Origin of the sequence: Streptomyces sp. NRRL F-5650 (assembly GCF_000721365.1) — a bacterium.
GTDB classification, from domain to species: Bacteria; Actinomycetota; Actinomycetes; order Streptomycetales; family Streptomycetaceae; genus Streptomyces; species Streptomyces ardesiacus.
Map to the genome: position 1 here is coordinate 19,297 of NZ_JOGV01000060.1, position 14,538 is coordinate 33,834.

17 protein-coding genes are annotated in these 14,538 nt (G+C 73.5%); 6 read left to right on the plus strand and 11 right to left on the minus strand.

Features of this window, described 5'->3' with window-relative positions; translation table 11 throughout:
* The first annotated feature begins 123 nt into the window (after positions 1–123).
* Positions 124–849 carry a TetR family transcriptional regulator gene (locus IG88_RS0134345; RefSeq protein ID WP_063760669.1) on the plus strand — a complete coding sequence of 242 codons (726 nt, stop codon included), beginning with the start codon at positions 124–126 and terminating at the stop codon, positions 847–849.
* Between the two features lie 142 nt (positions 850–991).
* The gene (locus tag IG88_RS0134355; protein WP_031049788.1) at positions 992–1,414 is read left to right on the plus strand and encodes a Zn-ribbon domain-containing OB-fold protein; all 423 of its coding nucleotides are present in this window, start codon (positions 992–994) and stop codon (positions 1,412–1,414) included.
* A gap of 7 nt (positions 1,415–1,421) precedes the next feature.
* Here IG88_RS0134355 and IG88_RS0134360 read toward each other — a convergent pair whose 3' ends face one another.
* Positions 1,422–1,826 (minus strand): PPOX class F420-dependent oxidoreductase, encoded by a 405-nt coding sequence (locus IG88_RS0134360; protein WP_031049791.1) that lies wholly within the window; start codon positions 1,824–1,826, stop codon positions 1,422–1,424.
* Between the two features lie 65 nt (positions 1,827–1,891).
* Entirely contained in the window at positions 1,892–3,073 is a 1,182-nt protein-coding gene (locus IG88_RS0134365; RefSeq protein ID WP_031049794.1) for a MalY/PatB family protein, read from the minus strand.
* A 131-nt stretch (positions 3,074–3,204) separates the two neighbouring features.
* Between IG88_RS0134365 and IG88_RS0134370 the strand changes: the two genes are divergently transcribed.
* Positions 3,205–4,539 (plus strand): S1 family peptidase, encoded by a 1,335-nt coding sequence (locus IG88_RS0134370; RefSeq protein ID WP_031049797.1) that lies wholly within the window; start codon positions 3,205–3,207, stop codon positions 4,537–4,539.
* A 69-nt stretch (positions 4,540–4,608) separates the two neighbouring features.
* Here the strand turns inward: IG88_RS0134370 and IG88_RS0134375 are convergent, their stop codons facing one another.
* The 3 genes from IG88_RS0134375 to IG88_RS0134385 all read right to left on the minus strand — a co-directional run bounded on the left by IG88_RS0134375 (position 4,609) and on the right by IG88_RS0134385 (position 6,591).
* The gene (locus IG88_RS0134375; protein ID WP_030402927.1) at positions 4,609–4,791 is read right to left on the minus strand and encodes a hypothetical protein; all 183 of its coding nucleotides are present in this window, start codon (positions 4,789–4,791) and stop codon (positions 4,609–4,611) included.
* Positions 4,792–4,939: 148 nt separating this feature from the next.
* Positions 4,940–5,635, minus strand: coding sequence for a L,D-transpeptidase family protein (locus IG88_RS0134380; protein WP_031049800.1), 696 nt, complete (start codon positions 5,633–5,635; stop codon positions 4,940–4,942).
* Positions 5,636–5,790: 155 nt separating this feature from the next.
* A complete protein-coding gene (locus tag IG88_RS0134385) occupies positions 5,791–6,591 on the minus strand; it encodes an SDR family NAD(P)-dependent oxidoreductase (protein ID WP_031049803.1) in 801 nt (266 codons plus the stop codon).
* A 50-nt stretch (positions 6,592–6,641) separates the two neighbouring features.
* On the opposite strand from IG88_RS0134385, the gene IG88_RS0134390 reads away from it, so the two are divergent.
* On the plus strand, positions 6,642–7,181 hold the full coding sequence (locus tag IG88_RS0134390; protein WP_031049806.1) for a hypothetical protein: 540 nt from the start codon (positions 6,642–6,644) through the stop codon (positions 7,179–7,181).
* Here IG88_RS0134390 and IG88_RS0134395 read toward each other — a convergent pair.
* From IG88_RS0134395 to IG88_RS0134405, 3 genes are all read right to left on the minus strand, one after another.
* The gene (locus IG88_RS0134395) at positions 7,165–8,091 is read right to left on the minus strand and encodes an SDR family oxidoreductase (protein ID WP_031049809.1); all 927 of its coding nucleotides are present in this window, start codon (positions 8,089–8,091) and stop codon (positions 7,165–7,167) included. The two genes, IG88_RS0134390 and IG88_RS0134395, sit on opposite strands and share 17 nt — an antisense overlap.
* Positions 8,092–8,210: 119 nt before the next feature.
* The gene (locus IG88_RS0134400) at positions 8,211–8,840 is read right to left on the minus strand and encodes an MBL fold metallo-hydrolase (protein ID WP_031049813.1); all 630 of its coding nucleotides are present in this window, start codon (positions 8,838–8,840) and stop codon (positions 8,211–8,213) included.
* Positions 8,840–9,928 carry an S-(hydroxymethyl)mycothiol dehydrogenase gene (locus IG88_RS0134405; RefSeq protein ID WP_031049815.1) on the minus strand — a complete coding sequence of 363 codons (1,089 nt, stop codon included), beginning with the start codon at positions 9,926–9,928 and terminating at the stop codon, positions 8,840–8,842. Before IG88_RS0134405 ends, IG88_RS0134400 begins: the two co-directional genes overlap by 1 nt.
* Positions 9,929–10,105: 177 nt before the next feature.
* On the opposite strand from IG88_RS0134405, the gene IG88_RS0134410 reads away from it, so the two are divergent.
* Positions 10,106–11,860 (plus strand): ABC transporter ATP-binding protein, encoded by a 1,755-nt coding sequence (locus tag IG88_RS0134410; RefSeq protein ID WP_031049817.1) that lies wholly within the window; start codon positions 10,106–10,108, stop codon positions 11,858–11,860.
* Between the two features lie 8 nt (positions 11,861–11,868).
* Here IG88_RS0134410 and IG88_RS0134415 read toward each other — a convergent pair whose 3' ends face one another.
* Positions 11,869–12,150, minus strand: a complete 282-nt coding sequence (locus tag IG88_RS0134415; RefSeq protein WP_031049819.1) for a hypothetical protein — start codon at positions 12,148–12,150, stop codon at positions 11,869–11,871.
* A gap of 179 nt (positions 12,151–12,329) precedes the next feature.
* Here IG88_RS0134415 and IG88_RS0134420 point away from each other — a divergent pair, with 179 nt between their 5' ends.
* The gene (locus IG88_RS0134420) at positions 12,330–12,695 is read left to right on the plus strand and encodes a nuclear transport factor 2 family protein (protein ID WP_031049822.1); all 366 of its coding nucleotides are present in this window, start codon (positions 12,330–12,332) and stop codon (positions 12,693–12,695) included.
* 42 nt (positions 12,696–12,737) lie between these two features.
* Here the strand turns inward: IG88_RS0134420 and IG88_RS0134425 are convergent, their stop codons facing one another.
* Both IG88_RS0134425 and IG88_RS0134430 read right to left on the minus strand, forming a co-directional pair.
* Entirely contained in the window at positions 12,738–13,739 is a 1,002-nt protein-coding gene (locus IG88_RS0134425; RefSeq protein WP_031049825.1) for a CU044_5270 family protein, read from the minus strand.
* Positions 13,732–14,313 carry an RNA polymerase sigma factor gene (locus tag IG88_RS0134430; protein ID WP_031049826.1) on the minus strand — a complete coding sequence of 194 codons (582 nt, stop codon included), beginning with the start codon at positions 14,311–14,313 and terminating at the stop codon, positions 13,732–13,734. Before IG88_RS0134430 ends, IG88_RS0134425 begins: the two co-directional genes overlap by 8 nt.
* Positions 14,314–14,538 lie beyond the last annotated feature (225 nt).

Here is a 14,538-nt window from a genome sequence, read left to right on the forward strand (position 1 = left end):
TCCTCCGGGGCTGACCGGAAGTGATCGTATGCGACCGGCGTGGCGCACCAGCAGGTGCACTCAGTTCCCTCGATTCGGTGCACCGAGTGCCACTGACCTTGCCGGACTGCTACGTTCCCCTCCATGAGCACCAGCAGTGCGGCGCCCCGCCGCGGGGACGGGACGGAGGCGGCGGAGGTCCGGCCGCCCATGCGGGACGCGCTGGTCGCGGCGGCGTTCCGGCTGTTCCTGGAGCGGGGGTACGAACAGACCACCGTGGACGACATCGTCGCCCTCGCCGGTGTCGGACGGCGGTCGTTCTTCCGGTACTTCCCGTCGAAGGAGGACGTGGTCTTCCCCGACCACGAGCGGTGCCTGACCGACATGAAGGCGTTCCTGGCCCGCTCCCCCGAGGACGCCGACCCGGTGCGGCGGGTGTGCGACGCGGCCCGGCTCGTGCTCTCGATGTACGCCGAGAACCCGGCCTTCTCCGTGCAGCGTTACCACCTCACGAAGAAGGTCCCCGGGCTGCGCGCCTACGAATTGTCGGTCGTGTGGCGCTACGAGCGCGCGCTGGCCGAGTACTTGCGCGGGCGGCTGGACGGGCGCCCGGACGGGGCCCTGCGCGCCGACGTGATCGCGGCCGCGGTGGTGGCGGCGCACAACAACGCGCTGCGGTCCTGGCTGCGTTCCGAGGGCCGCGACGACGCGGGCGCCGCGGTGGACCACGCGCTGGCGTACGCGCAGTCCGCGTTCGGCGACGGGCCCGCGCCGCCGCGCGGCGAGTCGGCCGAGGACGTGGTGGTCGTGGCCGCGCGCCGGGGCACGCCCCTGTGGCAGGTGCTGCGGGAGATCGAAGCGGCCTTCTGAATCCGGGGTACGGAGTGCCTTTACGAGTGACACTGAGTGCCATACGCTGTGCTGCGTGCACGGCGGCACGGTGAGCCGCGCACCCGCGTGCCCGGTGACCGCGCATGCGGGATTCCGGCCCGAGCGCAGGGAGTTGACCAGCGTGTACCACTCAGGAAACGTCGCTCAGCAGACGGCCGGCCCCGCGACGGGCCTGCTCGAGCCCGCGGCCGACGGCCGCGCTCAGGACACCGAGGCCGTCTTCTACCAGCGCTGCACCTGGTGCGGCACCGCCATGTACCACCGGGTGCTGTGTCCGGTCTGCCGCGGCAGCGATCTGCGGACCGAACGGAGCGAGGGCACGGGCACGGTGCGCCACGCCACCGTGGTGCACCGCAACACCCCTGCCGCCCGCAACGTCTCCCTCATCGAGATGACCGAGGGCTTCGTGCTGCGCGGCCGGGTCATGGGCCCGCTCATCGGCATCCACAGCGGTGACCGGGTACGGCTGTCCACGGCCAAGGACCCGGTGCGGGGCGAGCCGGTCTTCCAGTTGGTCGACGATACCTGCCGGGCCTGGACCTGAGGGCGGGTCAGTTCCCGGCCGCCGGTGCGGGTCCCGGCGTGATGCGGATCCCCACGGTTCCGTCGAGCCCGCGGCGCAGGCGGCTGCCGAGGAGGGTGAGCAGGCCGAGGACGCCGTACTTGCGGATCAGCAGCTTGCGGTACCGGGCCGTGGTGGCCGGGTCGCAGATCTCCGCCGTCCCCGGGACCTGGTCACCGGTCGGCCTCCCGCGCACGTCGCAGGGGCCCACCAGCACGTCGGCGCGGTTGCGGACGCGTTTGACCTTCCAGGAGTCGGCCACCGTCCAGATCCCGAGCGCGTCCCCGTCGCGCACGACCCACACCGGGGTGGCGACCGGGGTGCCGTTCTTGCGGTAGGTCGTGACCAGCAGGTACTTGCCGGTGCCGAGCCGGTCCAGTGACGCGTCGTCCATGGTCCGGGAGTCTAGACCCGTACGCGGACGGGCCCGCGACGCGCAGGCGCCCGGGCCCCCGCGCTTCACTCCAGGGCCGCCGCCATCCTCCGCACCGCCTCCGTGAGCACCTCCGGCGAGGTCGCCAGGTTGAGGCGTATGTGTCCCGCCCCGCCGCTGCCGAAGGGGACCCCGGAACTGAGCGCCACGCGGCCCCGGTCGAGGAAGACCTGCGCCGGGTCGTCGCCCAGGCCCAGGGCGCGGCAGTCGAGCCAGGCGAGGTAGGTCGCCTCCCCGGGGCGGTGGACGACCCCGGGCAGTCGCTCCGCGAGCAGGCCGGTGAGCAGCCGCCGGTTCTCGTCGATCCCGGCGAGCACGGCGTCCAGCCAGGCGGTGCCGTCGCGCAGGGCTGCGGTGTGGGCGAGGACGCCCACGTGGCTCGCCCCGTGGCCGACCTCCTCGGGCATCCGTGCCAGGTCGGCGGCGGCACCGGGTCCCGCGAGGGCCAGGGCCGCCTTGAGGCCGGCCAGGTTCCAGCCCTTGGACGCGGACATCAGCGCGAGGCCGCGCTCGGCGCCGGGCACGCTCAGGTAGGGCACGAAGCGCGCGTCGGGTGCGGTGACGACGGGCGCGTGGATCTCGTCGGCGACGACCCGGACGCCGTGGCGCTCGGCGAGGGCGGCGACGGCGGCCAGTTCCTCCGCGGTGTGCAGGGTGCCGGTCGGGTTGTGCGGGCTGCACAGCAGGTAGGCCGCCCGGCCGCCACCCGCGACGGCCCGCCGGAACGCCTCCTCCAGCACATCGAGGTCGATCCGCAGACCGGGGCCGAGCGGCGCCTCGACCACCCGCCGGTCCAGGTGGGCGACGAACGCGTGGAACGGCGGGTACACCGGCGGGTTGACGATCACCGGATCACCGGGCCCGGTGACCAGCTTGAGCATCTCGACGACGCCCAGCATCACGTCGGGCACGAGCGCCGTGCGCTCCACGGCCAGGTCGTCCCAGCCCCAGCGTTTGCCCGCGAAGCCGGCCAGTGCCTCGGCGTAGGCGGTGCCGGCGGGGTAGCCGGTGTCTCCGAGTTCCATGGCGCCCGAGACGGCGCGGACGACGGATCGGGCGAGCGGCACGTCCATCTCGGCCACCCACAGCGGCAGTACGTCCGCCGGGTGGGTGCGCCACTTCATGCTCGTGCGGCGGCGCAGTTCCTCCAAAGTGAGCGCGTGCAGGGGGTTCGGTTCTCCGGACTGGTCCTGCGGGATGCTGGTCATGCGCCCAAGATAGGACGCCGTGACGGGCGGGGTGAACACCGCGCGTTCCGCCGCCGTACGGGAGGAGGGTGCTCCTCGTCCGGAGGCCCCCGCGGCGGTGACGCCGCGCCGTCGGGGTGGGGAGCGCACGCATGAGGCACGCACGACGACGCAGCGTCCGGCGAGTGGCACGGCTGGCGGCCGTGGGCGGGCTGCTGCTCGGCGCGACGATGGTCACCCGGGCCGTGGCGAGTGAGCCCGTGGGCCCGTCCGCCGCGCCGCACCCCTCGGCGCGGAGCGCGTCCGGCACGGGCGCCGCTCTCGTGGCCCGGCTGGGCGGCGACCGCACGGCCGGTCACTGGGTGGACCCGGACGGGCGGCCGGTCGTGGCGGTCACGGACGAGTCCGCGGCCGACGCGGTGCGGCGGGCCGGTGCCACGGCGAAGACGGTCCGGCACAGCATGTCCGAGCTGAGGTCGGCGGTCTCGGCGCTGCGCGCGGCCCCCCAGGTGCCCGGTACGGCGTGGGTGCTGGACTACCGCGCCAACGAGGTGGTCGTGCGCGGCGACCGCACGGTCTCCGGGTCCGACTGGGCGCGGCTGACCGGCGTGGCCGAGGGCATCGGCGGGTTCGTCCGCACGAAACGCACCGGGGGCGCCTTCACCACCCGCCTGAACGGGGCCGAGCCCATCCTGTCCACGGCGGGCCGCTGCTCGGCGGGGTTCAACGTGAGCGACGGCACGAAGGACTTCGTGCTGACCGCGGGCCACTGCGGGCCGACGGGCTCCGTCTGGTTCGGCGACCGCGGCGGGGACCGGCCGATCGGCAGGACGGTCGCCCGCAGCTTCCCGGGGGACGACTTCTCCCTGGTGGCGTACGCGGACGGCGAGGCGGGCGACGGCGCCGACGTGGTGGCGGTCGGCGACGGCAAGGGCGTGCGGATCACGGGGACCGGTGAACCGGCGGTCGGGCAGCGGGTGTTCCGCAGCGGGAGCACCAGCGGGCTGCGGGGCGGGCGGGTGACGGCGCTGGACGCGACGGTCAACTACCCGGAGGGCAGGGTCACCGGCCTCATCGAGACGGACGTGTGCGCCGAACCCGGGGACAGCGGCGGGCCGCTGTTCTCCGAGGGCCTGGCGCTCGGCGTGGCCTCGGGAGGCAGCGGTGACTGCGCCGAGGGCGGCACGACGTTCTTCCAGCCGCTGCCGGAGGCCATGGAGTCGCTCGGGGTCCGCCTGATCGTCTCCGGCCGGGAGGGTGCCGCGGCCGGCACCTCGGCGCCGGGCGGCGCGCCGGCGGGGACACCGGCCCCGGTGCCGGACGCCGGGGGCACGCCCCTGCTCGCCCGGCTCACGGACCGTCGCGGCCTCGGTCCGGGGCTGCTGGTCGTGGCGGGCAGCCTCGTGGCGCTGGTGGCCACGCGGTGGATCCGCACGGAGCAGGACCGCAAGGCGTACCGGCGGCGGTACTCGGCGATGTGGGGCTGACCCGGGCCGGTGCGAGGACCGGCCCGTGACTGCTGCCGACGGGCCGGGGCGAGGAGCCTTCGGGGCCGGTCAGGCGGCGTTCGCGGACTCCGGGGCCGCGCTGGCCCACTCCATGACGAGCCGCTGGTACTCCGCGCGCTGCTCGACGCTCAGTGTCCCGCCCGACCGGAGCCACAGGGCCCGGATCTCCTCGTTGACCTCGGCAGCCGATCGCTCGGAGGAGGGTTCAACAGTGGACATGCTGTGAAGCATACGGCGCCCGGCGTGAAGACGATGTGAGTAATCGCGAGCCAATCGGACATATCGGACCGTGTTACTGATCACGTCGATCTTCTCATCTGTCAAGACCTGCGGGCGAGTTCGCTCCCCTCCCCTGCGTCCTGCCGCACACGCGCCGGGATCAGGTGCCCGGCTTGCGGCCGTACACGTAGACGTCGTCGCCCTTCTTCAGCAGCGACCAGTACTTCTTGGCGTCGGTCTTCGTCATGTTGACGCAGCCGTGCGAGCCCGGCGGGTTCCACACGCTGACGCCGACGGAGTGGAAGGCCTGGCCGCCGTCGAAGAACTGGCTGTAGGGCATCGCCACGTGGTAGATCGTCGAGACGTGGTCGATGTGGCGCCAGTAGACCTTCTTCAGCCCGGTGCGGGTCTCGTAGCCGTCGCGCCCGGTACGGACCGGGACCGGCCCGTACACGAGCTTCTTGCCGTCCTGGATCCAGCTCAGCTGGAGCGTGAGGTTCACGCAGGCGATACGGCCCTTGTTGGTCGGGCACTTGCCGGATTTGTTCGGGTTCTTCCCGACCGCCTTCTGCTTCGTCATCAGGTCCATCACCCCCCAGGTGACGGGACCCGCGTAGCCGGCGTTGGGCGTAATGCCGTGCTTGGTCTGGAAGGCGCGGATGGCCTGGCAGTCGGCGGTGGACTGCTTGCCGTCGGCCGTGCGGCCGAGGAACTTCTCCACCTTCTTCTGGTACGGGCCCGCCTTCGCGGTGCAGCTCGCGGCCTGGGCCGGTGCCGCGGTGAGTGCGAGTGTGAGCGGTGCCACCAGTGCGGTGATCCCGAGTGCGACGGCTCCCCGTCGACGTGTGTCCCCCATGGCCGGTCATGCCTTTCGCGTCGAGGCGGTGCGCTGGGCGGAAGGTCGCCTTGGTGCGATCCCCGCCTGCTAGACCGCCGCCCGGCGGCTTTGGTTGCCTGCCGCCGGGCGTCGCGACGAAACAGTGACAAACGCCACCGGACGGCCCTTACCCGTCAGTCCCTGCCGTCCCGCTCCGCCACGGCCCGCCGGAAGCCGGTGTTGACCGCGGTCAGGCCCCCGTCGACCGTGAGGGTGGTCCCGGTGATCCAGGAGGCGTCGCGCGAGGCGAGGAAGGCGACGGCCGCGGCGATGTCCTGCGGTTCGCCCACGCGCCCCAGCGGATACAGCCCCTGTACGGCCGCCAGGTCCTCCTCCCGGCCCTCCCAGGCCGTGGTCCGCACCGTGCCCGGCGTCACGAGGTTCACCCGGACACCGCGCGGTGCCGCGTGCCCGGCGAGGGTGCGGGTCAGCGACGCGAGCCCGGCCTTGGCGGCGCTGTAGGCGTGGTTCCCGAAGTCCTGCACGCCGTTGACCGAGCCGATGCTCACGATCGCACCGCGTCCCGAGGCGGCGAGGTGGGGCAGTGCGGCCCGGCAGCAGCGGTAGGCGCCGGTGAGGGTGACGTCGAGGTCGCGGGCCCAGGTCTCGTCCGGTCCGTCCTCGAAGAGCGGGGCGTCGGGCGCACACGAGTAGGCGTTGTTGACCAGCACGTCGAGACCGCCGAAGGCGTCCGCGGCGTGGGCCACGGCAGCCTCGACGGACGCCCCGTCACCCACGTCGCAGGCGAACGCCTCGACGGTGAGCCCCTGTTCCGTCAGCCGCGCCGCCGTATCCCGCGCCGCGTCGAGGTCCACGTCGGTCAGCAGCACCCGCGCCCCCTCCGTGGCGAGCCGCCGCGCGGTGGCCGCGCCGATGCCCCGGGCCGCGCCCGTCACGAGTGCCGTGTGGTCGGTGAATCGCGTGGTGTCCGTCATGGGCCAGACGGTAGTACCGCGACGATCACAGGGGCAGATACCGTGCGGCCATGTCCGCGTTCTGGCAGCAACTCCCCGCACTCATAGGCGTCGTGATCGGCGCGCTCGGTTCCTATCTCGCCGTGGTCCGCGGTGACCGGGCACGGTTCCGGCGGGAACGGGAGGCCCACTGGCAGGAGCGGCGGTTCACGGCGTACGCGGACTACGCACGGGCGGTGAAGAAGTCCGTGACCCTGACCTACCGGGGAGCCTCCGCCCTGGGTCTGGACCCGCACCCGCACCCGCTGCCGGCCCCGGAGGCCGACGCCTCGATGGCCGAGGCCACGGCGGCCCGCGACCCCTACTGGGAGGCTCTGCTCCTGCTGGGCAGTCCCGAGGTGGTGGAGAAGGCGCGGGCCTGGGTCGTCGTCCTCATGGAGATGGAACGGCTGGTGCGCGCCGAGACCTCCGACCGTGCGGCGTGGCGGGACGTGCTCGAACGGCAGCGCGCGGCACGGGCGGACTACTACTCCGCCGTACGGACCGACCTGGGCCTGCCCACCGGGCATTCCGCCCGCCTGCCCCTGCCGTCCCTCAGCGATACCCCGTGACATCGGCCGGCTTGCCCGGGTCCTGGACCTCGACGAGGTAGCGCCAGGCGTCCGGGCGGCTGCCGTCGAGGTCGGTGAAGCCGTACTCCTGGGCCAGCGCGCCGCTGGAGAGGGACTGCCCGTTGAAGCGGGCCACGCGCGGGTCGGCGGCGAGGGCGGCGACCGCGCGGCCGACGTAGCGGGGGGTCTCGGAGATGGCGAAGTGCGGCACGCGGTCGAGGGCGTCGCGCCAGTTCTCCTCGCGCACGCCGAACTCGTCGAGCATGATCTCGGAACGCAGCCAGCCCGGGGTCAGCGCGACGGCGGTGGCGCCGCGCGGACCCAGCTCGTGCCCGAGGGAGAAGGCCATGCGCAGGACGGACGTCTTGGCGAGGTCGTAGAAGAAGGAATTGCGGTAGTGGTCGCGGTTGTAGGCGTCGGTGCCGTCGGTGACCTCGACGACCAGGCCGCCCGGGCGGCGCAGCAGCAGCGGCAGGGCGTGGTGGCTGGTGATCGCGTGGGTCTCGACGGCGAGCCGCAGCAGTCTGAGCCCGTTGTCGAGGTCGTGCTCCCAGACGGGGGTGTCCCACTCGAAGAGTCTCTCGCCGCCCCAGATGTCGTTGACCAGGACGTCGAGCCGGCCCTGTTCGCGGGCGATGCGGTCGACGAGGCCGGCGACCCGCGCCGCGTCGAGGTGGTCGACGGGTACCGCGATGCCGTGGCCGCCCGCCTCGGTGACCAGGTCGGCGGTGTCCTCGACGGTCTCGGGGCGGTCGTACTCCGAGCGCCGGGCGCGGGTGCTGCGGCCGGTGACGTAGACGGTGGCGCCGGCCGCGCCCAGTTCGACGGCGATGCCGCGTCCGGCGCCGCGGGTCGCCCCGGCGACCAGTGCGACCCTGCCCGCCTGCGAACCCTTCGGTGACCCTGTCATGTCCGGCTCCCGTTCCTCTCCCTCACGTCCCGCACGCGGTCGCGCACGGGTGGTGTCAGGTTCGAGGGTGGCGGGAAAGCCGGACATCTTCTGTCACCTTTGCCGCGTGTCCCGGCCGGTCAGTGCCCCCGCTCGATCCACTCCTCCAGGTGCGGGGCCTCGGCACCGATGGTCGTGGAGTCGCCGTGACCCGTGCGGACCTCCGTCTCGGGCGGGAGGACGAGCAGCTTGTCGCGGATGGAGTCGATGATGGTCGGGAAGTGGGAGTAGGAGCGCCCGGTGGCGCCCGGTCCGCCCTGGAAGAGGGTGTCGCCGGTGAAGACGGTGCCGAGACCGGGGTCGTGGAGGCAGACCGCGCCGGGCGCGTGGCCCGGGGTGTGCAGGACGGTCAGGTCGGCGCCCGCGGCCTCGATGACCAGGCCGTCGGTCAGCCAGGCGTCCGGGTCCCGGTCCGGGTGGGTCTGCTGCCACAGGGGCAGGTCGTCGCGGTGCAGCCAGATCGTGGCGCCGGTGCGTTCGGCGAGCGCGGGCGCCGCGTTGACGTGGTCGTTGTGGGCGTGGGTGCACACGATGGCGGTCAGCCGGCGGTCCCCGACGGCCTCGGCGATCGCGTCGGCGTCGTGGGCGGCGTCGATGACGACGACCTCGTGGTCGTCGCCGACGAGCCAGACGTTGTTGTCGACGTCCCAGGTGCCGCCGTCGAGGCTGAACTGCCCGGAGGTGACGAGGCGTTCGATGCGGGGGGCCATCAGAGCACCACCACCGAGCGCAGCACGTCACCGGCGTGCATGCGGTCGAAGGCCTGCTCCACCTCGTCGAGGCGGATGGTCTCGGTGACGAACTTGCCGAGGTCCAGGCGGCCCTGGAGGTGCAGGTCGATGAGCATCGGGAAGTCCCGGGAGGGCAGGCAGTCGCCGTACCAGGAGGACTTGAGGGAGCCACCGCGGCCGAAGACGTCGAGCAGCGGCAGTTCCAGCTTCATCTCGGGGGTCGGGACGCCGACGAGGACGACGGTGCCGGCCAGGTCGCGGGCGTAGAAGGCCTGCCGGTAGGTCTCCGGGCGGCCGACGGCCTCGATGACGACGTCGGCGCCGAAGCCGCCGGTCAGTTCGCGGATCGCCTCGACGGGGTCGGTCTCGCGGGAGTTGACGGTGTGGGTGGCGCCCATCCCCCGGGCGGTCTCCAGCTTGCGGTCGTCGATGTCCACGGCGATGACCTTGGCCGCGCCCGCCAGGTGGGACCCGGCGATCGCCGCGTCGCCGACGCCGCCGCAGCCGATGACGGCGACGGTGTCGCCGCGGCCGACGTTGCCGGTGTTGATGGCGGCGCCGATGCCGGCCATCACCCCGCAGCCCAGCAGCCCCGCCACCTCGGCGGAGGCGGCCGGGTCGACCTTGGTGCACTGTCCGGCGGCGACCAGGGTCTTCTCGGCGAAGGCGCCGATGCCGAGGGCCGGGGAGAGTTCCTGGCCGGTGGAGGCGAGGGTCATCTTCTGCTCGGCGTTGTGGGTGTCGAAGCAGTACCAGGGCCGCCCTCGCAGACAGGCCCGGCACTTGCCGCACACGGCACGCCAGTTGAGGATCACGAAGTCGCCGGGGGCCACGTCGGTGACTCCGGCGCCGACCGACTCCACGACGCCCGCGGCCTCGTGGCCGAGCAGGAAGGGGAAGTCGTCACTGATGCCGCCCTGCTTGTAGTGCAGGTCGGTGTGACACACCCCGCAGGCCTGGATCTTCACCACGGCCTCGCCCGGACCGGGGTCCGGCACGACGATCGTCTCGATCCGTACCGGCTCGTCCTTGCCCGGCGCGATCACACCGCGTACTTCCTGCGCCATGCTCCTGACCCCTTCCTCGGCCGTTCAGCGTTCCCCCAGACCCTACGCGCAAGTGATCGGAAAGGAGCAGGTGACAGGGCGGTTCGCGGGGTGCGGCAGGTCGCGGGCGGACCGCCGCAGGACGGCGCCGGACGCCGACGTAGCCTGAGGGCCCCGTCCGCGTGCCGAAGGAGCGACGTGACCACCGCACAGCCGGAGACCTCCGCGCCCGCCTGGCGGCTGCTCCTGTCCTACGTACGGCCGCACCGCACGGCCCTGTTCGGGGGCGCCCTGCTCTCCCTGGTCACCGGGGCCACGGGGCTGTTGCTGCCGCTGGTGGCGCGGGAGCTGATCGACGACTTGGCGCACGACCGGCCCATCACCGGGGCGCTGCTGGCCATGTCGGCGCTCGTGGTCGCCAACACGGTGCTGGGCGCGCTGGGTTCGTACGTGCTGCGGCGCACCGCGGAGTCGGTGGTCCTCGGGGCGCGGCGGACCCTGTCGTCGTATCTGCTGCGGCTGCGGATCACGGCGGTGGACCGGACCGAGCCCGGCGACCTGATGGCCCGGATCACCTCCGACACGACGCTGCTGCGCCAGGTCACCACCGACTCCCTGATCGGCCTGGGCACCGGCGGGCTGACCCTGGTGGCGACGCTGGTGATGATGGGCGTGGTCGACGCGGTGCTCCTCGCGGTCACGCTGGCGGTGGTGGTGGGCGCGGGCACGGTGCTGGGCCTGATCGTGCCGCGCATCAACCGGGCGAGCCGGCGGGCCCAGGACGCGGTGGGCGTGATGGGCGCCGCACTGGAGCGGATCCTCGGCGCGCTGCGCACGGTGAAGGCCTCGGGTGCCGAGCCGCGGGAGGAGAGGGTGCTGCACCGGGCGGCCGAGGACTCCTGGCGCCAGAGCGTGCGTGCCGCCAAGTGGTCGGCCGCCGCGGGCAACACGGCCGGCCTCGCGATGCAGGTCGCCTTCATCACGGTGCTCGCGGTGGGCGGCGCGCGGGTGGCGACCGGAGCGATCGACGTGGGCACGCTGGTCGCGTTCCTGCTGTTCGTCTTCTACCTGCTGTCACCGATCCAGCAGGTCGTCGGCGCGATCACGCAGTACCAGACGGGCCGGGCGGCGCTGGGCCGGATCGAGGAAGCGCTGCGCCTGCCCGCGGAACCGGCGGCCCGGCCGGTGCCCCTGCCGTCGCCGGGCGAGCGGCCGGCGTCCGTCGCCTTCCACGACGTCCGCTTCCGCTACTCCGAGGACGCGCCGTACATCCACCACGGGGTGAGCTTCGAGGTGCCGGCCCGGGGCATGACGGCGTTCGTCGGCCCGTCCGGCGCGGGCAAGACCACCGTCTTCTCCCTGATCGAGCGGTTCTACGACCCGGACTCCGGGGAGATCACGCTGGACGGCCGGAGCCTCGGGGAGTGGGAGCTGGCCTCGTTGCGGGCCGCGATCGGGTACGTGGAGCAGGACGCCCCGGTGCTGTCGGGTTCCCTGCGGGACAACCTGCTGCTGGGCAATCCGGAGGCGGACGAGTCCGGCCTCGCCGCCGTGCTGAAGACCACGCGGCTGGACGGTCTGGTGGAGCGGTTGCCCAACGGCCTGGAGACTCTCGTGGGGCATCGCGGCACCAAGCTGTCGGGGGGCGAGCGCCAGCGGGTGGCCGTCGCCCGGGCGCTGCTGCGCCGGCCCCGCCTGCTGCTGCTCGACGAGGCGACCTCGCAGCTCGACGCGGTCAACGAGGCCGCGCTGCGCGACACCGTGACGGACGTGGCCCGGACGACGACGGTGCTGGTCGTCGCGCACCGGCTGTCGACGGTGACGACGGCCGACCGGATCGTGGTGATGGACGCGGGCCGTGTCCGCGCGGTCGGCACGCACCGGGAACTGGTGACCGCCGATCCGCTGTACGCGGAGCTGGCGGCCACCCAGTTCCTGGCGGCGGGCGGCTGACGAGGGCGTCAGCCCAGGGCGGGAACGGCGCCGAAGAGGGGCGAGACCAGGCCGGTGACCTGCTGGAGCTGCTCCAGGTCGTGCAGCCGGTTGAGCTGCTGGGACGGGAGCGGCATCCGCGCCCGGTCCTCGGCGGGCATGTCACCGACCGCGAGCGAGTCGAGGGTGTCGGTCACGCTGAGCTTCTCCGCGGCCGGCGGGCCGCCGGCCGCACTCGCCATCGGGGCGGCGAGGCCGGTGACCCCGGCGGCGAGGCCGACGACGGCGACGATACGTCGTGTTGAGATCATGTGCTGCGCAACTCCGACGGGCCGGGGGCGGACACGGGCCGACGGTGCCGGTCACCCGGGTGGAGCAGCCCCGGCGGGCGTTGCCCCGGGCGCCGGAAGGGTGCAGGCTCGGAGGGAGAGGGCCGAGACGGCCCGTTCCCGCTGCGGGCCGCGGCCTTCGACGTACGAAGGAGGTCGTCATGAGTACCGCGACAGGTCCCGGCTTCGACACCGAAGCACTGCGCCGGGGCATCGAAGGAGAGTCGGCGGCACCCTTGTTGTCGCTGTACGCGCGGGACGCGGAGGTCCGCGTCGTCGACCGGTACGACCAGCCGAGCCGGCCCAAGGTCCTGCACGGCCGGGACGAGATCGCCGAGATGCTCGACGACGTCTACAGCCGTGACATGACCCACCGGATGACGCGCTGCGTCGTCCAGGGCGACGGGGCCGCGTTCGCCGAGGAGTGCACCTATCCCGACGGCGTGCGGGTGCTCTCGGAGTCGATGCTGTCCCTGCGGGACGGCGAGATCGTCGAGCAGACCATGATCCAGGCCTGGGACGAGTAGACCCGGAGCCCTCGGGGACGACCGGGTCAGCCGGCCAGCCGGTCAGCGGGTCCAGGCGCTGTACTCCATGACGTCGCCCGCCGTGACGCCGTACTCCGGCTGTGCCTCGGTGAACGTGGTCTCCAGACCGAGGACGGCGCCGCTGGCCGGGTCCATGATCAGCATGCGGCGCACGCCGGTCGTCTCGTGGACGTAGGCCTGGCCCGGCCTGCCGAGGCGGTCGGTGACCTTCCCGGCGGGCCGCAGTCCGCCGGTGTCGGCCAGGAGCCGGGCGAGCGCCGCCGACTCGCGGGCGCCCAGGGTCCAGTTGTCGAGGAGCAGGGCGGCCGCGTCCAGCAGTTGGGAGGTGTCCAGGGAGGGGGTGCGCTGCGCCTCCTCCAGATAGGCGCGCAGCCGGCCGGCCTCGTGCGGCGGGCGGGCGGCGGGCGGGGCGTCGCTCCAGCTCGGCGGGTACGTCCTGTCGCTGATGACGTGACCGTCCTCGACCTGGCGGGGGTTGCCGTCCTCGTCCTCGCCGAGCACCGGGCGGCCGGGATGGCGCGGGTCGGTGGCCACCACCAGTTCGGTGTGCCGGCCGTCGGCCGTCCAGCGCACGATGCGCTCCTCGGGCAGCGTGATCGGGGGCGCGTCGTCCGACATGCCCAGGCTCCAGGACTGCACGTGTGTGCCCCTGCGCAGTGCGGGCCCGCCGTCGGCCGCGACCGCTTCGGCACGCTCGGCGAGCCGGTCCAGCGACACGGGGGTGGCGTCGGCGCGCACGACGAGCGGGCGGGGTGCGGCGACGGCGGGCGGCGTTCCCGGTCCGCCGAGCAGCAGGGCCACGGCGGTCACGGCGACCACGGCGGTGGCGGCGAGGCCCCAGGCCAGGCGGACTCCGCGGCGGGCGGGCCGCGGGCGGGCCGGCCGCCCCGGAGAGGGGGTCCGCCCGTGCAGCAGCCGGTGCAGGTGACGCTCGCCGTGGTGGTCGAGCGGCCCGTCGGCGAAGGGCGGGGCGTCGGCCGGCGCCGGATCGGCGCGGCGCAGGAGGTCGAGTTCGTCAGCCATGGCCGTGTTCCTTCGCGGGGGTGGCGTCGGCGGTGGCCGCCGGACGCGGTGCGTGCGGGGCCTCGGCGGTGGGCGGGCCCATGCGGTCGATCTCCGTTCTCAGCCGGGCGCGGGCGCGGTGCAGCCGCATCGACGCGGCCCGGCTGCCGCAGCCGAGGGCGACGGCCAGCTCGTCCACGCCGAGTTGCTCCCAGGCCGTCAGCCGCAGTACCTCCTGGTCCTTGGCGGAGAGCCGGGCGAGGGCCTCGTGCACCCAGCCGCCGGGCGGCTCCGCCTCGGGTCCCGAGGTGATGTGCCGCCCGTGGGCCGCGTCGTCGTTGCCCAGCCGGGCCAGGAGCCGGCGCCGGCGCCCCTGTCCGCGTACCGCGTTGGCCAGGCAGTTGCGTGCCACCCCGTACAGCCAGGGCAGCGGGGCGTGCGGCAGCTCGGCACGGCGGCGCCAGGCCACCGTGAAGACCTCCGCCACCACCTCCTCGACCTCGCCCGTGTGCCCGGCCAGCCGGCGCGCCACATAGCGGCTGACCGCCCAGTAGTGCTCCCGGTAGGCAGCGGCGAAGATCTCGTCGTTGCTCATGCTCCGTATCTGTCCGGCACCCTCGTCGTCGTCACGGCTGTTTTCGTGACGCTCGTCTCGTCCGTCGAGTGTGACGTGCGGGCCGGACGCGGACACAGGCGGGGCGTGAGGAACCTCAAGAGCATCAAGTGGCTGACGACCACGGACCACAAGACCATCGGCACGCTGTATCTGGTGACGTCGTTCGCGTTCTTCGTGATCGGCGGCGTGATGGCGCTGTTCATG